The organism is Sphingomonas sp., assembly GCF_036731925.1.
Classification (GTDB): Bacteria; Pseudomonadota; Alphaproteobacteria; order Sphingomonadales; family Sphingomonadaceae; genus Sphingomonas.
Window position 1 is genome coordinate 379,289 of sequence record NZ_DAINDJ010000002.1, and the last position, 19,544, is coordinate 398,832.

General features: G+C 68.3%; 19 protein-coding genes. 11 read left to right on the forward strand and 8 right to left on the reverse strand.

Translation table 11 applies throughout. The annotated features are described in order from the left end of the window. Nucleotides 1–7: 7 nt before the first annotated feature. Genes otsB through V7E00_RS11270 form a run of 3 tightly spaced genes read left to right on the forward strand, consistent with a single transcriptional unit; the run spans nucleotide 8 to nucleotide 3,962 of the window. Nucleotides 8–766: a trehalose-phosphatase gene (otsB, locus tag V7E00_RS11260; RefSeq protein ID WP_333572740.1), complete on the forward strand. Its 759-nt coding sequence runs from the start codon at nucleotides 8–10 to the stop codon at nucleotides 764–766. Next, a complete protein-coding gene (locus V7E00_RS11265; protein ID WP_333572741.1) occupies nucleotides 763–2,556 on the forward strand; it encodes a glycoside hydrolase family 15 protein in 1,794 nt (597 codons plus the stop codon). The genes otsB and V7E00_RS11265 overlap by 4 nt, the downstream gene beginning before the upstream one ends. Further along, the gene (locus V7E00_RS11270; RefSeq protein WP_333572742.1) at nucleotides 2,553–3,962 is read left to right on the forward strand and encodes an alpha,alpha-trehalose-phosphate synthase (UDP-forming); all 1,410 of its coding nucleotides are present in this window, start codon (nucleotides 2,553–2,555) and stop codon (nucleotides 3,960–3,962) included. Before V7E00_RS11265 ends, V7E00_RS11270 begins: the two co-directional genes overlap by 4 nt. On the opposite strand, the gene V7E00_RS11275 is transcribed toward V7E00_RS11270, so the two are convergent. Continuing rightward, on the reverse strand, nucleotides 3,913–4,974 hold the full coding sequence (locus V7E00_RS11275; protein ID WP_443019210.1) for a mechanosensitive ion channel family protein: 1,062 nt from the start codon (nucleotides 4,972–4,974) through the stop codon (nucleotides 3,913–3,915). The genes V7E00_RS11270 and V7E00_RS11275 overlap by 50 nt on opposite strands. Before the next feature lie 145 nt (nucleotides 4,975–5,119). Here V7E00_RS11275 and V7E00_RS11280 point away from each other — a divergent pair, with 145 nt between their 5' ends. Together V7E00_RS11280 and V7E00_RS11285 are read left to right on the forward strand one after the other, a co-directional pair. Then, nucleotides 5,120–5,338 (forward strand): hypothetical protein, encoded by a 219-nt coding sequence (locus V7E00_RS11280; RefSeq protein WP_333572744.1) that lies wholly within the window; start codon nucleotides 5,120–5,122, stop codon nucleotides 5,336–5,338. A gap of 420 nt (nucleotides 5,339–5,758) precedes the next feature. After that, complete coding sequence (locus V7E00_RS11285) at nucleotides 5,759–5,917, forward strand: hypothetical protein (protein WP_333572745.1); 159 nt, start codon at nucleotides 5,759–5,761, stop codon at nucleotides 5,915–5,917. Between the two features lie 99 nt (nucleotides 5,918–6,016). On the opposite strand, the gene cydX is transcribed toward V7E00_RS11285, so the two are convergent. The 3 genes from cydX to V7E00_RS11300 are packed head-to-tail and all read right to left on the reverse strand — an operon-like array spanning nucleotide 6,017 to nucleotide 8,902. Then, a complete protein-coding gene (gene cydX / locus V7E00_RS11290) occupies nucleotides 6,017–6,133 on the reverse strand; it encodes a cytochrome bd-I oxidase subunit CydX (protein ID WP_333572746.1) in 117 nt (38 codons plus the stop codon). Between the two features lie 12 nt (nucleotides 6,134–6,145). Beyond that, the gene (gene cydB, locus V7E00_RS11295) at nucleotides 6,146–7,291 is read right to left on the reverse strand and encodes a cytochrome d ubiquinol oxidase subunit II (protein WP_333572747.1); all 1,146 of its coding nucleotides are present in this window, start codon (nucleotides 7,289–7,291) and stop codon (nucleotides 6,146–6,148) included. A gap of 21 nt (nucleotides 7,292–7,312) precedes the next feature. Further along, complete coding sequence (locus V7E00_RS11300) at nucleotides 7,313–8,902, reverse strand: cytochrome ubiquinol oxidase subunit I (protein WP_333572748.1); 1,590 nt, start codon at nucleotides 8,900–8,902, stop codon at nucleotides 7,313–7,315. Nucleotides 8,903–9,021: 119 nt separating this feature from the next. Between V7E00_RS11300 and V7E00_RS11305 the strand changes: the two genes are divergently transcribed. The 4 genes from V7E00_RS11305 to V7E00_RS11320 are packed head-to-tail and all read left to right on the forward strand — an operon-like array spanning nucleotide 9,022 to nucleotide 14,576. Then, on the forward strand, nucleotides 9,022–10,551 hold the full coding sequence (locus V7E00_RS11305; RefSeq protein WP_333572749.1) for an ATP-binding cassette domain-containing protein: 1,530 nt from the start codon (nucleotides 9,022–9,024) through the stop codon (nucleotides 10,549–10,551). After that, nucleotides 10,548–12,128 (forward strand): ATP-binding cassette domain-containing protein, encoded by a 1,581-nt coding sequence (locus V7E00_RS11310; RefSeq protein ID WP_333572750.1) that lies wholly within the window; start codon nucleotides 10,548–10,550, stop codon nucleotides 12,126–12,128. The genes V7E00_RS11305 and V7E00_RS11310 overlap by 4 nt, the downstream gene beginning before the upstream one ends. A 40-nt stretch (nucleotides 12,129–12,168) precedes the next feature. Beyond that, entirely contained in the window at nucleotides 12,169–12,522 is a 354-nt protein-coding gene (locus V7E00_RS11315) for a hypothetical protein (RefSeq protein ID WP_333572751.1), read from the forward strand. 59 nt (nucleotides 12,523–12,581) lie between these two features. Further along, on the forward strand, nucleotides 12,582–14,576 hold the full coding sequence (locus V7E00_RS11320) for a TonB-dependent receptor (protein WP_333572752.1): 1,995 nt from the start codon (nucleotides 12,582–12,584) through the stop codon (nucleotides 14,574–14,576). Nucleotides 14,577–14,598: 22 nt separating this feature from the next. On the opposite strand, the gene V7E00_RS11325 is transcribed toward V7E00_RS11320, so the two are convergent. From V7E00_RS11325 to V7E00_RS11340, 4 genes are read right to left on the reverse strand one after another with little or no spacing between them, the layout of a single operon-like run. Then, complete coding sequence (locus V7E00_RS11325; RefSeq protein WP_333572753.1) at nucleotides 14,599–15,606, reverse strand: nucleotidyltransferase domain-containing protein; 1,008 nt, start codon at nucleotides 15,604–15,606, stop codon at nucleotides 14,599–14,601. After that, entirely contained in the window at nucleotides 15,603–16,454 is an 852-nt protein-coding gene (locus V7E00_RS11330) for an HprK-related kinase A (protein WP_333572754.1), read from the reverse strand. Before V7E00_RS11330 ends, V7E00_RS11325 begins: the two co-directional genes overlap by 4 nt. Then, on the reverse strand, nucleotides 16,442–16,717 hold the full coding sequence (locus V7E00_RS11335) for an HPr-rel-A system PqqD family peptide chaperone (protein WP_333572755.1): 276 nt from the start codon (nucleotides 16,715–16,717) through the stop codon (nucleotides 16,442–16,444). The genes V7E00_RS11330 and V7E00_RS11335 overlap by 13 nt, the downstream gene beginning before the upstream one ends. Before the next feature lie 11 nt (nucleotides 16,718–16,728). Continuing rightward, nucleotides 16,729–17,118, reverse strand: a complete 390-nt coding sequence (locus V7E00_RS11340; protein ID WP_333572756.1) for a hypothetical protein — start codon at nucleotides 17,116–17,118, stop codon at nucleotides 16,729–16,731. 83 nt (nucleotides 17,119–17,201) lie between these two features. Between V7E00_RS11340 and V7E00_RS11345 the strand changes: the two genes are divergently transcribed. Both V7E00_RS11345 and V7E00_RS11350 read left to right on the forward strand, forming a co-directional pair. Beyond that, a complete protein-coding gene (locus V7E00_RS11345) occupies nucleotides 17,202–18,407 on the forward strand; it encodes a sensor histidine kinase (protein WP_333572757.1) in 1,206 nt (401 codons plus the stop codon). Nucleotides 18,408–18,492: 85 nt separating this feature from the next. Next, nucleotides 18,493–19,524, forward strand: a complete 1,032-nt coding sequence (locus V7E00_RS11350; protein ID WP_333573853.1) for a substrate-binding domain-containing protein — start codon at nucleotides 18,493–18,495, stop codon at nucleotides 19,522–19,524. Nucleotides 19,525–19,544 lie beyond the last annotated feature (20 nt).

Consider the following 19,544-nt stretch of genomic DNA (forward strand, 5'->3'; position numbering starts at 1 on the left):
GAGTTGCATGCCCGACCGGGAACCCGTTTCGCTGATGCCGCCGCCGGCGGACCTGCTTGATACCGCCAGCCTGTTCCTCGATTTCGATGGGACGTTGGTCGAGCTCGCCGAGCGCCCGGAGGGCGTGGTGGTGAACGAGAAGCTCGTCGCTCTGCTCCGCGCCCTGGAAGAAAAGCTGGACGGCCGGCTTGCCCTGGTGAGCGGTCGGCCGGCGGAAGATCTGGCGACGTTTTTCGGAGAGCGCGTGCCTTCGATCGTCGGCAGCCACGGCATGGAATTCCGCTGGTCCGACGGCCGCCGCGAGCGCGCCGAACGGCCTGTGGGGCTGGAGCAGGCACTCGCCACGATGCGCGCCTTCACCGATGCGCGTGACGGCGTGGTGCTGGAAGACAAGCCGCTCGGCGCCGCGGTGCACTACCGGCTGAACCCCGAGCATGAAGCCGACGCGATGACGCTGGGCGAGCAGCTTGCCGCCGAACACGGCCTGTACCTCCAGCACGGCAAGATGATGGTCGAGGTCCGCAGCCCCGGCGGTGACAAGGGCAGCGCGATCCGCACATTGATGAGCGATCCCCGCTTCGCCGGCGGCCGGCCCGTATTCCTCGGCGACGACGTGACCGACGAACCCGGCTTCTCCGCCGTGGCGCTGCTGGGCGGTGCCGGCGTGCTGGTCGGGCCACCCCGCCGGACGGACGCGCGCTACCGCGTCGACGACGTGAACGGCGTGCTCGCATGGCTTGCCCTTGCTGCGGGAGTCGACGCATGACCACCCTGGACCTCTGGCCGATCGGCAACTGCCAGGTCAGCGCGCTGATCGACCGGACCGGGCGCTTCGTCTGGGGCTGCGTGCCGCGGGTGGACGGCGATCCGCTCTTCTCCGCGCTGGTTGGCGGCGAGGAACCCGATTCCGGCTATTGGGACATCGCGCTGGAAGGCGTCGTCTCGGTCGAGCAGCACTATCTGCGCAACGCCCCGATCCTGGTGAGCCGCCACACCGATGCAGCCGGCAACGCAATCGAAGTCACCGATTTCTGCCCGCGCTTCTCGCGGCTGGGCCGCGTGTACCGTCCGGTTGCCTTCGCGCGCATCGTCAAGCCGGTGGCGGGTAGCCCGCGCATCCGGGTGAAGCTGCGCCCCACCTGCGGCTGGGGCAAGCCCTGCGCCACCCGCATCGGCGGCTCCAACCACCTTCGCTACCTGGTCGAGCCGATGACGCTGCGGCTCACCACCACCGCGCCGGTCGGCATGGTGGACGAGGAACGCCTGTTCCGCGTCGAGAAGCCGCTGCACTTCTTCCTGGGCCCCGACGAGAGCTTCAGCGGCGACGTCGCAGAAACCGTCGACGACATGCTGCTCAACACCATCACCGAATGGCAGCACTGGGTGCGCGGCCTCGCCATTCCCCTTGAATGGCAGGACGTGGTGATCCGCGCCGCCGTCACCCTCAAGCTCTGCCAGCACGAGGAAACCGGCGCGATCGTCGCAGCCTTGACCACCTCGATTCCCGAACATGCGGGCTCGCAGCGCAACTGGGACTATCGCTACTGCTGGATCCGCGACGCCTATTATACGGTACAGGCGCTCAACCGGCTGGGCGCGCTCGACGTGCTCGAGACCTATCTCGGCTATTTGCGCAACATCGTCGACGATGCCCGCGCCGAGCCACGCGGCGGCCATATCCAGCCGCTGTACGGCGTGCTGGGCGAAGCGACGCTGGAAGAGCGCGAGGCGCCTGACCTCGCCGGCTATCGCGGCATGGGTCCGGTGCGCGTCGGCAATCAGGCCTATGAGCAGGTCCAGCACGATGCATATGGCCAGATCGTCCTCTCCAACGTCCAGGCCTTTTTCGACCAGCGGCTGTACCGCATCGCGGGTATCGAGGATTTCGAGGCGCTGGAGCGCGTCGGCGAGCGGGCATGGCAGTATCACGATTCCCCGGACGCCGGTCTCTGGGAGCTGCGCACGCGCCAGAGCGTCCACACCTATTCGGTGGCGATGTGCTGGGCGGCGTGCGACCGGCTTGCCAATGCCGCGCATGCGCTCGGCCTCGAAGATCGGCGCGCCTTCTGGCAGCATCGCGCCGATACGATCCGTAACGCCGTGTTCGACAAGGCGTGGCGGGAGGAGACGCAGCGCTTCTCCGCCACTTTCTCGGGCGACGATCTCGACGCCAGCCTGCTCCAGCTGCTGGAGATGCGCTTCCTGGCGCCCGACGATTCCCGCTTCGTCGATACCCTCAAGGCAGTCGAGGCGGGCCTGCGCCGCGGCTCGACCATGCTGCGCTACGACACCGAGGATGATTTCGGCCTGCCCGAAACCGCGTTCAACTTCTGTACGTTCTGGTTGATCGAAGCGCTGCACATCACCGGCCGCACTGACGAAGCGCGCGCCTTGTTCGAGGAGATGCTGAGCCGGCGCACCGCCGCCGGCCTGCTCTCCGAGGATATCGACCCCGTGACCGGGGAATTGTGGGGCAATTATCCCCAGACCTACTCGCTGGTCGGCATGATCAACTGCGCCGTCCTGCTGAGCAAACCGTGGAGTTCAATCCGTTGAGCCGCCTGATCGTCATCTCGAACCGCGTCACCGCACCCAACGGCTCCAATTCGGGGGCGCAGGGCGGCCTCGCCGTCGCCCTCGCCGCAGCATTGCGCGAAAATGGCGGCATCTGGTTTGGCTGGTCCGGCGAGCAGACCGACCAGTTCACCGGCCAGATCAGCATGCAGCGGAATGAGGGCGTCACCACCGCCACGGTCGACCTCGAAGAGCAGGACATCGACGAATATTATAACGGCTATGCGAACCGGACGCTGTGGCCGCTGTTTCACTACCGGATCGACCTGGCCGAATATGAGCGCGGCTTCGCCGGCGGCTATCAGCGCGTCAACGAGCGCTTCGCCGAAACCGTCCGCCCGCTGATCGAGCCGGACGACATGGTGTGGGTGCAGGACTATCACATGTTCCCGCTCGGCCAGGAGCTGCGCCGGCGGGGCTGCAAGAACCGGATCGGCTTCTTCCTCCACATCCCCTGGCCGCCGCGCCGCCTGCTCTCCAGCCTGCCCAAGGCGCACGAGCTGATCGAGACGCTGTTCGCCTATGACGTGATCGGCTTCCACACCCAGGAATGGATGGAAAGCTTCATCGACTTCGCCCGCGCCGAGATGGAAGCGGTGGTCCAGCCCGACGGCGTGCTGCGCATCGGCCTGAAGAGCGTGAAGCTGGTTGCCTGCCCGATCGGCATCGACGCCAAGGAGTTCGCGGCGCTGGCCGAGAGCGATTCCGCGCGCGAGACGTTCGAGCAGATGCGCACCAGCTCGGTCGGCCGCTCGCTGATCGTCGGCGTCGACCGGCTCGATTATTCGAAGGGGCTGGAAGAGCGCTTCCTCGGTTACGAGCGCTTCCTCACCACCTATCCGGAGCAGCGCAAGGAAGTGTTCCTGCTGCAGATTGCGCCGCCGTCCCGCGCGACGGTGGAAACCTATCAGCGCATCCGCAACACGCTGGAAGGCCTGTCGGGCAAGATCAACGGCGCGCACGCCGATCTCGACTGGGTGCCGCTGCGCTACGTCAACCAGGGTTATCCGCGCGACGTGCTGGCGGGCGTGTACCGCGCTGCAAAGATCGGGCTGGTCACCCCCTTGCGCGACGGGATGAACCTGGTGGCCAAGGAATATGTCGCGGCGCAGGACCCCAAGGATCCGGGCGTGCTGATCCTCTCCAAGTTCGCCGGCGCGGCGATCCAGATGGAGCAGGCACTGCTGGTGAACCCCTATAGCGCGGAGGAAGTGTCCGACGCGATCTGCCAGGCGCTTAACATGTCGCTCGAAGAACGGATCGCGCGCTGGCAGGCGCTGAAGGCAGGCGTCGACGAACAGGACGTGATGTGGTGGCTCAAGAAGTTCACCGACGAACTCAGGAGCGTGCCGATGGAGGCGGAGACGCGGCTTCCGGTCGAGGCGTGAAGTCGAGCAGCCCGCGGGTGCGGACCAGCGCCTCGGGCATCTCCTGCCGGATATAGGCGAGCAGCCCTTCGCGGATATCGCAGCGCAGGTCGAAGGCGGTCGAGGCATCCTTGGCCGTCATCAGCCCGCGCACTTCGATCGCCTCGGGCTTGGTGTCGGTCACCTGCAGATTGCAGAAGCGGCCGTCCCAGCGCGGGTTGGCCTTGACCAGCTCCTCCAGCTTAGCGCGCAACCGCGGGATGTCGGCGGCCGGATCGAGATACCAGAACACGCTGCCAAGCAGCTGGCTGGTCTCGCGCGTCCAGTTCTGGAAGCTCTTCTCGAGGAATTGCGAGACGGGCACCACCAGCCGCCGCTCGTCCCATAGCCGCACCACGACATAGGTGAGGCGGATATCCTCGATCCGGCCCCACTCGCCTTCCACGATCACCACGTCGTCGAGCCGGATCGGCTCGGAAAACGCCATCTGGATACCGGCGATCAGGTTCTTCAGCGCCGGCTGGGCGGCAGCACCCACCGCGAGCGCGGCAAGACCGGCCGAAGCGATCAGCGTCACGCCGATGCTGCGCACGCTGGGGATGCTCATCAGCATCAGGCAGAAGGTGATCGCAAGCACCACGAACACGATGATGCGGTGCAGGATCGAAGCGCGCGTGCGCCGCCGACGGGCCCGCAGGTTGTTCTCCACCGACACGTCGGCGCGCAGCAGCACCCAGTCGAACAGCACGCCGAGCAGCGCCACCAGCGTCCAGCCGATCAGGCCCGGCACCAGCAGCCCCGCCGCCTGCGCCCAGGCGCGTGTGCCACTTGCGCCCAGGTCCAGCCCCGGTTGCACGAAGGAGAGCGCGATCGCCATCAGCAGCCACCGCGCCGGACGAAACAGCCGCCGAATGACGATGTCGTCGAGCTGGGTGCTGGTCCGGGCCGCCGCACGTCGGGCCAGGGCGAAGGCCACATGGTGGAGGAGCAAGGCCACCGCGATGGCAAGAAGGATGGCGAAGATGCTGGTCATCCAGCCGGGAAGCTCGGCGACAAATCGCTGCAAGGCTCGCTCCTGTGCGTTGGGGAGCCCTTTGAACCCGATTTCGCACTGGACAGTTCCGGTGTTTCTCCGGTTCATTCCGTTTCCAGAACGGTCGATCTCTTCAAGGAAGCTGGTGATATGCCCGATACCACGATCCGGCCCGGCACCGCCCTGCTGCAGCGTTCGCCTCGTCGCAGTGCTCGCCGGCATTCCGGAGGCGCGCGTGACCGTCGGTCGCTATCATCAGCGCGTCGTGGCGGCCGCCGCGCCGATCCCCGGGGCCGGACTGGCAAGCTACCGCGCGCTCGAACAGCGTGCAGCCGAACGGCACCTGGCTGGGTGGTGGAAATAACGCCGCCTGCCCTTCCGCTTCCAACTCTTCCCGTCGATTCGTCGGAAACGATGCTGTCGCCGGAGGCAGAGGCGGCCGTGCGCCTCTCGGCATGGGCAGCGAAGCGGTGGAACTGGGGCATGCTGGGGGTCCCGGGGCTACCCGCCGCCGAAGCTGTGGCCGCACTCTCCGAAGACGCACCGCTGGCAACGAAACGCGCGCACGCCATCGCCACGATCCTTGCTTCAGAAGGAGTTACGGCTGCGCCCGCACCCATGGGCAGGGGAAGCTTCGCGTTGCAGCCGGCGGTGCAACGCTGAGTCGATCTAGGCTGCAACCCGTATCGTATCGGTACAGACCGTGACTTCTACGGAATGGCGGGCGGGCGAGGCTGGGGCCACATTCTTGCGAACAGGTCGCACTACCACAGAGAATGGGTTGATGAGCTCCCCCAATATGGCACCCCTTGTCAGCCACTTCCGCCTCCGCGCCGAGCAGGAGCGGGACCGTGCGGCGCGTGCACCGAACGAGCGCCACAAGCGCCTGCATCTCGAACTGGCCGCCATCTTCGAGCGCCGCGCTGCCGGCGGGCCGATGTAACCGGAAACGAAAAGGCGGCGAACCGGGGGTTCCGGTTCGCCGCCTTCCCTCTCCTCCTGCACGGCGGAGCGATCGCCTAGTCAATCGCCCGCCGCGGGATCAGTCTAGCACCGTGAGGTCCGACGAAGGGTCTGAATGAAACTCGTGCCAGATGCCGTTCAGCACGGCGACCGCGACGGCTAGGCAGGTTCCCAGGATCCAGGCGAAATACCACATGGACGTTACTCCTCAGTAGAGGTCGGGGTTGAGCCGAAGCTCTTCCCCGCTGACGCGGCCGAACATCACCTTGTACACCCAGGCGGTGTAGGCGAGCACGATCGGCAGGAAGACGAGCGTGCAGACCAGCATGATGAACAGCGTGAGGTGGCTCGACGAGGCGTTCCATGCCGTGAGGCTGGAGGCCGGATCGATCGAGCTCGGCAGGATGAACGGGAACATCGACAGGCCCACCGTGGCGATGATGCCCACATTCGCCAGCGACGAGCCGGTGAATACCAGTGCGCCCTTGCGGCTGCGGATGCCGATCAGCGCCAGCACCGGCCCCAGGAAGCCGAGCAGCGGCGCCGCCAGCATCCACGGATAGGTACCATAATTGGCCAGCCATGCACCCGGCGCCTTCACCGTCTGGATCAGGTGCGGGTTGGACGGGCCGTTCGGATCGACCACGCCGACCAGGCGATAGCCCATGTCGCCATAGGCAATGAACGCACCACCGGCTGCGAACAGCACGATCGCGAGGATCGCGGCGACGGTGCCGAAGCGCTGTGCCCGCTCGACAACGACGCCCTCGGCCTTCAGGCTCAGCCAGCCGGCGCCGTGCAGCACCAGCATCGCGACCGAGAGCAGGCCCGCGACCAGGCTGAACGGGGTGAACAGGCCGAGCAGCGTGCCGTCATAGAAGGACCGCATATCGCTATCGAGGCGGAAGGGCGCGCCCAGCAGCACGTTGCCGACCGCGACACCGAACACCAGCGCCGGCACGAAACCGCCGACGAACAGCGCCCAGTCCCAGCGCGAACGCCAGGCGGCGTCCGGGCGCTTGGAGCGATACTTGAAGCCGACCGGACGCAGGATCAGCGCCGACAGCACCAGGAACATCGCGAGGTAGAAGCCCGAGAAACTGACTGCGTAGACGAACGGCCAGGCGGCGAAGATGGCGCCGCCGCCCAGGATGAACCACACCTGGTTGCCTTCCCAGGTCGGGCCGACGGTGTTGATCACCATGCGGCGTTCTTCATCGGTGCGGCCCACGAACGGCAGCAGCGCTGCCGTTCCCAGGTCGAAGCCGTCGGTCAGCGCGAAGCCGATCAGCAGCACTCCCAGCAGCGCCCACCAGATGAGGCGCAGGATCTCATAATCGAGCGGGATGGACATGTTCTTTCTCCTTGCTCGCGCTCATTCCGCAGGAACGGCGTGGAGCGGCCGCGGCTCGGGTGCGCTGGGCACCGGGTCGTGGCGGGGTTGCCAGGGCTCGTACGTCTCGGGCCCGTGCTTGATCGCCGCCAGCATCAGGCGCACCTCGATCACGGCCATCACGCCGTACAGCGCGGTGAAGCCGAAGATCGTGGTCCAGATTGCCGCAACGGTCAGGCTCGACGTGGCGAGGAAGGTCGGCAGCACGCCGTCCACCGCCCAGGGCTGACGGCCCACTTCGGCGACGACCCAGCCGAACTCGATCGCGAGCCAGGGAAGCGGCATCACCAGCATCGCCAGGCGCAGGAACCACTTGCGGTGGAAGCGGCGCGCATTGGCGTAGTAGAGCGCGGCGGTGAAGAAGGCGATCAGCACGAAGCCGATTCCCGCCATGCCGCGGAACAGCCAGAACACGGCCGGCACGTTCGGCACGGTCGACCAGGCGGCCCGGTCCTTCTGTGCCTCGCTCGCCTGACGCGGATCGGCGACCCAGCGCTTCAGCAGCAGGGCATAGCCCAGATCGCCCTTGGCCGTCTCGAACTTGGCGCGCGCGGCGACGTTGTTGCGATCGGTCTTCAGCGTCTGCAACGCGTCATAGGCGGTAAGGCCGTTTTCGATTCGCAACCGGGCCTTGCCCACCAGCGGATAGATGCCTTCCACCTGGCCGGTAAGGCTGCGCGTGCCGATCAGGCCCAGCACATAGGGAACCTTGACCTGGAACAGCGTCTCGCGACCCTGGTTCGAGGGGAAGCCGATCACCGTGATGCCTGCGGGTGCCGCTTCGGTATGCCATTCGGCCTCGATCGCGGCGAGCTTCATTTTTTGGTTGTCGGTGAGGGCGTAGCCGCTTTCGTCACCCAGTACGACAACCGACAGCGAGGCTGCCAGGCCGAACGCTGCGGCAACCGCGAAGCTGCGCTTGGCGAGCTCGATATGGCGGCCGCGCAGCAGGTAAAAGGCCGAGATGCCGAGCACGAAGCCGCTGGCGCAGACATAGCCGGCGCTTACGGTGTGCAGGAACTTGGCCTGGGCGACGGGGTTGAAGATCACCGCCATGAAGTCGACGACTTCCATGCGCATCGTGTCGGCGTTGAACACCGCACCGGTGGGGTGCTGCATCCAGCCATTGGCAACCAGGATCCACAGCGCCGACAAGTTGGTGCCAAGCGCCACCAGGAAGGTGACCATCAGATGCTGGCGCTTCGACAGGCGATCCCAGCCAAAGAACATCAGGCCGACGAAGGTGGCTTCAAGGAAGAAGGCCATCAGCCCTTCGATCGCCAGCGGTGCGCCGAAGATGTCCCCCACATAGTGAGAGTAATAGGACCAGTTGGTCCCGAATTCGAATTCCATCGTCAGCCCGGTGGCAACACCGAGGACGAAGTTGATGCCAAATAACTTGGCCCAGAAACGGGTGATGTCCCTCCAGATCGGGCGATCGGTGACGACATAGACACTTTCCATGATCACGAGGATGAAGGAAAGGCCCAGCGTCAGCGGCACGAACAGGAAGTGGTACATCGCTGTCAGCGCGAATTGCAGGCGCGACAGCTCTACGACTGCCATATCCATAGTTGTGTCCTCAGCAAAGAGCCGGTGATCCGCGGCCTAGGCTTCGGTGGCGCCACCGCCTATGCGGGATATCCCCTATTCCGTTGCAGGGCCGAAATCGCTTGTACAAATTGTCTCATATGGCTCTTCAAAAGCACGCCGGGCTCGCCTGGATCATCGACCTTGGCGGCGCCGCGCTGTTCGCCTGGGGAATTGCCGACGGCGTGGCCGCCGCGGCCGCCGGGCACGGCGTTCCGGCACTCGCGTTCGCCGCGATGCTGGGCGGCGGCCTCGTGCGGGCGGCGACCGCCTGGGGCGTGCCGGTGCTGGCGGTGCGGGGCGCACAGGCGACCACGGCGCCGCTCCGCCGCGCCCTGGTCCAGCGCCTGCTCGGCAGCGGCGCGGCGCCTTCGAGCGGGCAATCCGCCGTGCTCGCGATCGACCATGTCGCGACGATCGAGGGATATGAGACACGTTTCGTGCCCGCGCGCGTGGCAGCCGCTGCCGCACCGTTGGTCGCGGTGGGCATCATCGCGTGCGCAAGCCTGGTCGCGGCGGGCATCCTGATCGGCACGCTCGTGCCCTTCATCTTCGGCATGATTCTCGCCGGCACGGCCGCCAAGCGCGCTTCGGAGCGCCAGCTGGCGGCACTGGGCGACCTTTCCGACCTGTTCGTCGACCGCGTTCGCACCCTGCCCATCGTCCGCCACTTCGCCGCGGAGGAACGGATCGCCCGCCAGGTGGGCGTCGCCACCCGCGAAGTCGCTCGCCGGACCGTCGCGGTGCTGCGCGTCGCCTTCCTGTCCAGCGCGGTGCTGGAGTTCTTCTCCGCGCTCGCGGTCGCGCTGGTCGCGGTCTATTGCGGGTTCAGCCTGCTGGGGCTGCTGCCCTTTCCCGATCCTGAGACGCTCACGCTCCGCGAAGCCTTTTTCGCACTGGCGATGGCGCCGGAATTCTACCTGCCGATGCGCCGGCTGGCGGCCGCCTATCACGACAAGCAGCTGGGCGAAGCTGCGCGAACGGCCATCGCCGCAGTGCCCGAGCTGGCAGCACCGGCGGCGGCACCCGCCATGTTCACGGGCGTACAGGCACATGCAGTGGTGATCGCCTGGCCCGGCCGGACGATCGGCCCGGCCGAGCTTTCGGTCGGCACCACCGGACTGGTGGCCCTGACCGGCCCCACCGGCAGCGGCAAGACGAGCCTGCTTGCGGCCATTGCGGGACAGATCCCCCCCAGTTCGGGCACGCTCGCCGCGCCCGGCGCCGAAGCCATCGCTTGGGCGGCGCAGCACCCCCTCATCCTGCCGGGTACGCTCCGCGACAATCTGGTGCTGGCCGCGCCGCACGCCAGCGACGCGGCGGTACAGGCCGCCATTGAACGAGTGGGCCTCACCGCAATGCTCGCGCACCGCGGCGCCGGCCTGGACCTGCCGCTCGACCATCGCGGTTCCGGCCTTTCCGGCGGCGAACGGCGACGGCTCGGCCTTGCGCGCGCGCTGCTCGCGGACCGCCCCCTGCTGCTCGCCGACGAACCGACCGCCGACCTGGACGATGCCAGCGCAGCCGCGATCACCGCGCTGCTCCGCGCCGTCGCAGAGGAGCGTGCGGTGATCGTCGCAACCCATGATCCGCGCCTGATCGCGGCTGCCGATGCCGAGGTGACGCTGTGAACCCCTTCCCCCTCGCCGCCCCGGAACGCCGCACGCTACGCCAGGCGCTTGCCTGCGCGACCATCGCCGGGCTGGCATCGATCCTGCTGCTGGCCCTGTCCGGCTGGTTCCTCACCGGCGCGGCGATCGCAGGGGCGAGCGGCGCCGCCGCCGTCGCTGCGTTCAACTATCTGATTCCGAGCGCCGCCATCCGCGGTCTTGCGATCCTGCGCACTGGCGGGCGCTATGGCGAACGACTGCTGTCGCACCAGGCCGCGCTGACTGCGATGGCCGATCTGCGCGGGCGCCTGTTCGGCAAGCTGGCCGCGCAGGACAGCCGCACGGCGCCGGACCTTGCCAGCGGCGACGCCAGCGCACGACTGATCGGCGACATCGAGGCGCTGGAAGACCTGGTCGTCCGCCGCCCGGGCCGGCCTGCCAGCCTCGCCGCCGCGTGCTTCGCGGTTGCGCTGGTGGCGCTTGCGGGGTGGAAGGCCGCGCTTGCACTGGCGCTGCTTCTCGCCGCGCTGCCGCCCCTCCTGACCCTGGCGGCGCGCCGCCTGACGGCCGGCCCCGCCGCGGAGGCCGCCGAGGCGCTGGGCGCACTGCGCACCGCCTTCGTCGACTATGCCGCTGCCCGCCCCGAGATCATCGCCTATGGCCTCGCCCCCCGCGTGGCGGACACCATCGCTGCACTATCGCGCCCGCTCGATCGCGCCCGCGCGGCGCTCGCGCGCGGTGACGGAACCGTGGCGGGGCTGCTCGCCGGCTATGGCACGCTCGCGGCCGCCCTGGTGTTCGCGCTGGCCGAAGGCGGCGCGCCGGTGCGCGCGCTGGCGCTGCTTGCCGCCGCTGCTGCGGTGGAGGCGATGGCGGCTTTTGCCCGCACGGCCCTCCGCCAGGCCAGCGTCGAGCAGGGGCTGGCCCGTCTCGCCACGCTGTCGCAGCTGCCGGGGGAACTCAGCCCGGCGCCGGCCGGAACCGCTGCCGCACTGCCCATCACGCTCGGCGAGCAGGTGGTGGCGCCGGGTGCGCGCATCGCGATCACCGGCGTGTCCGGCACGGGCAAGACGCGGCTGATCGAAGCGCTGGCCGGCCTTCGCGCGCCGGTCCATGCAATCGGCCTCGGCGGCACGCCGGCCGAGCAGTGCCCCGCCGAGGTGCTGCGGCAGCAATGCGCGCTCGCGCCGCAGGATGCCATGCTGATCGCCGGCTCGATCGCAGACAATCTGCGCATTGCCCGTCCCGGGATCACGGAGGCGGAAATGCATGCGGCGCTGCGCACCGCGTGCCTGGAGGCGACCGTCGCACGGATGCCCGCCGGACTGGACACGCCGGTGGCCGAAGCCGGCGGCACGCTTTCCGGCGGTGAGCGCAAGCGGCTGTCGCTCGCCCGCGCGCTGCTCGCCCGCCGCCCCTGGCTGCTGCTCGACGAGCCGAGCGAAGGCCTGGACGCGGCAACCGAGGCAGATCTGGTCGCCCGGCTGCGCGCGTGGCTGGACGCGACGGAAACCGGCCTGCTCCTCGTCTCGCATCGCCACGCGCCGCTGGCGCTTGCCACCGCACGGATCGACATCGCCGCCATCCCGCACCAATGATATATTGAAACATGCACGCCGCTGCAGTAGGGCAGCGGGCATGCGCCTGTTCCGCGTGCCCGATCTCCTCGCCCGGCTGCTGCCGGCGCTGCTGCTGGCGTTCGCGCTGTGCTGGCAGGCGGGGATCGTGCGGGCGCATGTGCATGCGGCGCCTAGCTGGTCCGTCGCGACCCACGCGCACCATGCGCCCAAGCAGAACGACGACGATCCGGATTGCCCCCTCTGCGACGAGGGTGCGACGGCGGCGGCCTATCTCGCCCCCCTGCCGCCGGCCTTCAGTCCTCCCCTTCCCGCCATCCAGTGGCGTGCGCGCGAGGCCGCCGATCCGGCGCAGCGCCTGCTGCGTTCGCACGCCTGGCACAGCCGCGCGCCCCCTGCCCTCCGCACCGCCTGAAGACAATCTCGCGCCGCCGATATCGGCGGCGCACCCCAGGTTCACGGAGTATCCTTTCCATGCGTACTGCCCTTCTCGCGGGCGCGGCCTTCGTCGCGTTCGTGCCCCATGCCTTTGCCGATTCCGACCCGCAGCAGGCCAACGACAAGAACGTCATCATCATCACGGCGGCGCCCTATGCCGTGGCTAGCGACGAGGTGCCGACCATCGTCACCCATGTCGATCGCGACCAGATCCTGCGCAGCGGCGGCGCCAGCATCGGCGACGCGCTGGCGCAGGAGCCCGGCATCGCCGCAACGACCTTCGCCAACGGCGCCAGCCGACCGATCATCCGCGGCATGGACGCGACCCGGGTGCGCATTCTGGAGAACGGCGCGAGCAGCTCCGACGTATCGGACATCGGGCCCGATCACGGCATCCCGGTCGACCCCTTCTCCGCGCAGAGCATCGAAGTGGTCCGCGGCGCCGGCACGCTGCGCTATGGCAGCCAGGCGATCGGCGGTGTGGTCAACGTGATCAACAACCGCGTGCCGATGAAGCTGCCGAGCGAGGCGCTCTCGGGCGAGGCGGTGGGCAGCTATGGCACCGTCTCCAATGTCGGCGAAGGCGGCGCGCTGGTCGATGCAAAGCTCGGCGCGATCGCGCTGCATGCCGACGGCTTCTACCGCGACGCAGGCGATTACGACACGCCGCTCGGCACCCAGCAGAACTCGTTCTTCCGCGGCCACGGGGTCTCGGTCGGCGGTTCCTACTTCTTCGGCGAGAAGGATGCGAGCCACATCGGCCTGTCGGTCAGCCAGTATAACTCCAAATACGGCATCCCCAGCGACGACACCTATATCGACATGCGGCAGACCAAGGTGATGTCGCGCGACGTGTTCGCGGTGAACGCCGGCCCTCTCAAGTCGATCAATGTCGACGCCAGCTATGCCGACTATACGCACGACGAGAAGGAACCGGACGGCACGATCGCGACGACCTTCCGCAACAAGGAATTCGACGGCCATCTGGAATTCCTGCTGAATCCGCTGGGCCCCATCCGCAACTCGGCGCTGGGATTCGAGGTGCAGAACCGCAAGTTCTCGGCGATCGGGGAGGACAGCAGCTACCTGTTCCCCACCACGACGCAGAGTGAAGCCGCCTATCTGTTCACCGAACTGCCGGTAGCCGACATCCTCCACCTTCAGGCCAGCGGCCGCGTGGAGCATGTCCGCACCGAAGGCACTCCGGCCTCCGACGTGTTCACCGCACGCGAGTTCACGCCGGTCAGCGGCGCGATCGGTGCGCTGCTCGATGTCGGCGCCCATGTGAAGCTGGGCCTCACCGGCTCCAGCACGGGGCGCGCGCCCGCGATCACCGAGCTGTTCGCACGCGGCGGCCATGACGGCCCCAACACGTTCGAGACCGGCGATCCCGACCTGAAGATCGAACGTGCCAATTCGATCGAGGCGACGCTGCGGGTGAACCTGGATCGCTTGCACCTCGACGGCAGCGCCTATTCCACCTGGTTCCACAACTATATCTATGGCGACCTCACCGGGCGCACCTGTGACGACGACGGGACCTGCGCGTTCGGCGGCGACGGCGACCTGAAGGAGCTCAACTATCGCCAGCAGGGCGCCCATTTCCGCGGGCTGGAGGGCAAGGCAAGCTACGACCTGCTGCGCGGGCATGACCGCACGCTGCAACTCACCGCGCTGGCCGATTATACCCGCGCGACGCTGGACAGCGGCAGCAATGTGCCGCGCATCCCGCCCTATCGCCTCGGCGGCGGGGTCAACTGGCTGAGCCCGGCGCTGGATGCGGCGGTGCAGTTCGTCCATGCCGGCAGGCAGACCAGGTTCGGCGCGTTCGATACCGAGACGCCGGGCTACAACAACCTCAACGCGCAGATCGCCGTGCGCCCGTTCAGGTCGCAGCCGGGGATCGAGTTCGCGATCATCGGCCAGAACCTCACCGACGAGGTGCAGCGCAATGCCGCCTCGCTCAACAAGGATCTGGTGATCCAGCCGGGCCGCAACGTGCGGTTCATGGTGAAGATCGCGACCTTCTGATCGCGCGGGGGCGCCGTCCGGCTCAGCTCGGCCGGTGCCCCTTGCGCCACTTCGTCCAGAGGTGCCGGGCCAGCATCGCCGGCGGCATCCGCAACAGGTGCGAGCGGAGGTAGAAGCCGAGCTGCACCGCCTTGCGCGTCGAGCGGCCCCACCGGTCGCGCGCGGTCAGCCGGCGATGGAACAACGGGTCGAGCGCGTCCCAGCCCTGCCATGCGGGCGGCGCTTCCGTGCCATAGAGCCGCACCGCCTGCCGCACCGCGCGCGCCATCGCGGCGCTCAGCCCGTGATGGGCGGCACGTTCGGCCAGTCCGCCGAAACCGAATTCGCCGAGCAGGCAGTGGATGTCCCACAGGTTGCGCATGCCCCCCGCCAGGTCACCGTCGGCGAACAGGTGCGCGGCGGCGTGGCAGAGCATGTCCTGGGGGCTGAGGATACGCAGGCCATTCTCCAGCACCACGCTGTCTGCCAGCAGCGCGCGCGCATCCGGCCGAATGCGCGCGGTGCGCGGCAGGATCGTGTGGTGGACGTCGATCATCCTGTCGCGATCGCGGTGGATCAGCGGCGGCAGCTCGTGCATCCAGCGGCGGTAATAGGCATCGTCATAGGGGTCCGGCTTCACCCATTCCCATCCGGATGCGAGCAGCGCCGCTTCCACCTCGCCGATCGACTCGCGCGGCACCAGGATGTCGAGATCGCCGATCACCCGGCCGGTCGAGGGGGACAGCCCGGCTGCGGCATAGGCGGTGCCCTTGAGCAGCACGACCGGCGCGTCGATTGCTGCCAGCGCGCGGCGCGCCATCTCGGCTTCCCACAGCGCGGCGGTGCATCCCTGCTCGGCCGAGGCGATCGCGTCCGCCACCAGCCGTGCCGCCGCCCCCGGCATCGGCAATCCCGCGATGCGATGCGCGAGCGTGCCCGCAAGCTGCTCGGCCCGCGCGACGGCCCACAGCGCGTTCCACTCGGCCGCCTGCAGTTCCGCGATCGCCGCAGGATCGCGCAGCACGCGGGCGAGCAGCCGCGCCGGGTTCATGCCAGCGCCTCCACCATCGCCAGCGCGGTCTCGGCGTCGGGATAGTCGATCGCCCGCGCGGGCACCGTCTGCACCAGCCGGGTCAGCGCCTCGAACCCGCGTTCGGCGAGCGTGACATAGTTGGTGGAGGATTGGGTGAGCCGCACGAACGCCTCGCTCGGCAGCACCGGCCGCTCTGCCGCCTCGAAGCCGAAGCGCGGGAACAGGATCAGGCTGGGTTCGGCCGGCACGTCCATCGCGGCGATGGCCCGCGCGTCGGGAACCAGATGGCGGATCGCGCCCTTGGGCGTGCCTTGCAGCAACGGGCCGAACCGCGCATCGGGCATCGCCTGCGCCACCACGTCGATCGCCTCGTTCTTCAGGCTCACCAGCCGCGGAAAGGCATGCGCCAGGCCGATTGCGCAGTCGATCAGCGCGAACTCGTCGCCCATCAGCCGCCATCCGCGCGCCATCAGCAGCGCCGCCAGCGTCGACTTGCCCGCGCCGGAGATGCCGGTCATCAGCACCGCCCGCCCGTCCCGCTCGACCATCGAGGCGTGGAGCAGCAGGTAGCGCCGCAAGCCCAGCGCCATCTGGAGGTTCATCCCCATCTCGGCGGCGAGCAGCCCCTGCGCCAGCGGCAGCGGTGCCGCGTCCGGGATCACGAAATCGCCCGCGATATGCACCGAGGGCCGCACCACCCGCCGCCAGGGCCGCGCGGCGAACAGATGGACATTGAAGTCGGCGATGCCGTCGCAGGGGCCGGGATAGTCGCGATAGAGACTGTCGAGCGCCGCGATCGGCCCGCGCCAGTGGCTGCCGATGCGGAAGCCGATCGGCCCGATCCGCAGCAGCTTCAGATGGCGCATGTCCGCTCCACCAGCCCGGCGGCGACCAGCTCGTCCAGCCGCACCGCCAATGCCGCCGGATCGGGGTCGGCGAGGTCGAAGCGCTCGCTCAGCACCGCGAGCAGGCCAACCAGATCGCGCGGCTCCTCGCCGAGTATATCAAGGATTTCCGGCACCGGCGCATCGACGATATGGGTGATGCCGGAGGCACGGTGGTAGACAAGCGTCAGCGCATCCAGCGGCACGATGCGCAGGGTCGCGGGATCGGCGGCGCGATAGAACACCGCCGGGCCCTTCAGCCGCGCGGCATCTGCAGCGAGGCGAAGCAGGTGAAGCCGCTGGTCCCGCGCTGCAGGCGGCGGATATAGTTGGTGTAGGCGCGGCTCGCCTGCGGATCGGTGCCCGGCAGGGTGCCGCCGTTCAGGGCGCGCTTCACGTCCTGCGCCTTGAAGTTTCGTCCCGGAGCCGGGAACGCGCCCGGCGTATGCGCGGGCACGACCCGCCCGTCGGACGCGATATAGCTGCCCGCGCGGCCGGGGTCCGTCACCGGAATCTCGCACTGCATGATCGAGGCGTTGGTCTGCGCCAGCGCAGGGCGGATGGAGACGATCGCGGCAGCACTTGCCGCGCCCAGCATCAGCGCACGCCGACGGGTCGGCTGATCTTCGGGTTTGGGATCGTCCATCGCCCTCTTCTTCTGCGCCCGCGCCCATTTCGCAATCGTAAATACGGGCTCGTCTTGGGACGATCGCGCGCTAGAAGGCGCACATGCTCTCGGCCCATGGCTCCCGAATCGCTCTCGCACTGGGAGTCGCCGCCCTCTCGGCGCTGGTGGGGTTCCTGCTCAACGGCGACCTGCAGGTGGCGCTGGTGCTGCTGGTCGGCGGGGTGGCCGCCGTGCTGGTCGTCGGCATCGGCGGCGATCCGGCACCGATCCCGCGCGACGACGCGGCAACCGCCGATCGCGATCCGGCCTTTGGCGAGGTGATCGAGGCGATCGCGGAGCCGGTGCTGGTGATCGCCGCTACCCGCGTGATCGCCGCCAACGCCGCCGCGCGCGCGCTGCTCGGCGACCATATCCTGGGCGAGGACGTGCGCCTTGCGATCCGCCACCCCGCCGCCGCCGAGCGCCTGCTCGACCCCGGCGAGGATCATAGCGCGCCCATCCACCTCGTCGGCCTCGGCACGCGCGAACAGCGCTGGGAGATGCGGGTGCGCACGCTGGAGACCGGCGAACGCGTCGTCCACCTGGTCGACCGCACCGGCAGCTACACCGCCGACCGGATGCGCGTCGATTTCGTCGCCAATGCCAGCCACGAGCTGCGCACGCCGCTCGCCTCGCTGCTCGGCTATGTCGAAACGCTGGCCGACGGTGCGGGTGAGGAGCCGGAGATTCGTGCCCGCTTCCTCAAGATCATGCACGACGAAGCGCGGCGGATGGACCGGCTGATCAGCGACCTGATCTCGCTGAGCCGGATCGAGGCGGAGAAATACCGCGCGCCGGCGGAATCGGTGCAACTGGCAGACCTGATCCCACAGGTCTGCGCCGAGCTTTCCGGCAGCCCCCGTGCGGCCGATCTGGTGACCGAGATCGAAGCCGTGTCCCCGGTGCGCGGCGACCGCACCCAGCTGAGCCAGCTGCTCCACAACCTGATCGGCAACGCGATGAAATATGGCCGCGCCGGCACACCAGTTACGGTATCGCTGCGCAGCGAGGGCGACACGATGGTGCGCTTCGCCGTGGCGGACCAGGGCGAGGGCATTCCGGCGGAGCATATTCCGCGCCTTACCGAACGCTTCTATCGTGTCGATTCGGGACGGAGCCGCTCGCTGGGGGGCACCGGGCTGGGCCTTGCCATCGTCAAGCATGTGGTGGAACGCCACCGGGGGCGGCTGGACATCGCCTCCAGCGTGGGGGTCGGCACCACGGTCGCCGTGCGGCTGCCGATCGAGCCCACTGTCATAAAGTCGTAACGCGATTGCCGGATGGGCGATGCGCGGGGCAAAGCGCAGACTCCGTAATCCAAATACCGCCATCCTCGGGGAGCACAAAGTGACGATGCTGGGTCGTCTAGCGCTGATCGCCTTCGGCACGCTCGCCCTGTCGGCGTGCGACGGCAGCGCTACGCGTGAAATCCGCGTCGTCGGTTCCTCTACCGTCTACCCCTTCACCACCACGGTGGCCGAAGCGTTCGTCAATGCGCGCAGCAGCCGCAAGGCCCCGGTGGTGGAATCGATCGGCAGCGGTGCGGGCATCCGCCGCTTCTGCGAAGGCGTGGGCGCGCAGTTCCCCGACATCGCCAACGCCTCGCGCAGGATGACCCGCAAGGAATATGACCGCTGCGAGGCGAACCAGGTCGGCGAGATCATGGAGATCGTGATCGGCCTGGACGGCGTGGCGCTCGCCGAATCCAACCAGGGGCCCAAGCTCCAGCTGAGCAAGCGCGACGTCTATCTGGCGCTCGCGGCCAAGCCGCTGGGCAAGCCGAACACCGCCCGCACCTGGCACGATGTAAATCCCGACCTGCCGGCCATCCCCATCCTCGTCATGGGCCCGCCCTCCACCAGCGGCACGCGCGACGCGTTCGTCGAGCTGATGCTCGCGCCCGGCTGCCTGGAGGCCGATCCCAACGCCACCAGGCTGAAGGCCGAGGCGGATCCGGCGCAGTACGACGCCGAATGCCGCCGCATCCGCGACGACGGCCCCTATGTCGACAAGGGCGAGAACGACAATCTGATCGTCCAGGGGCTGGCGCAGAATCCCAACGCACTCGGCATCTTCGGCTATTCCTATCTCGAAGAGAACCAGAACCGGCTGCACGGCGTGCAGGTTGAAGGCGTCGCGCCGACCTACGCAACCATCGCCGATGGCCGCTATCCGGGCGCCCGCCCGCTCTACCTCTACGTCAAGAAGCGGCACCTGAAGGCCGTGCCGGGGCTGAAGGATTTCCTCACGCTCTACACGTCCCTCTGGGGCCCCACGGGCCCGCTGGTGAAACGCGGCCTCATCGCCGCGCCCGAAGCCGTGCGCGCCGACATGGCCAAGCGCGTGGCGGACCTCACCCCGCTGGATCCGGCAGTCCTCAAGTGATCGCTGCCTTCGCCCCCCGT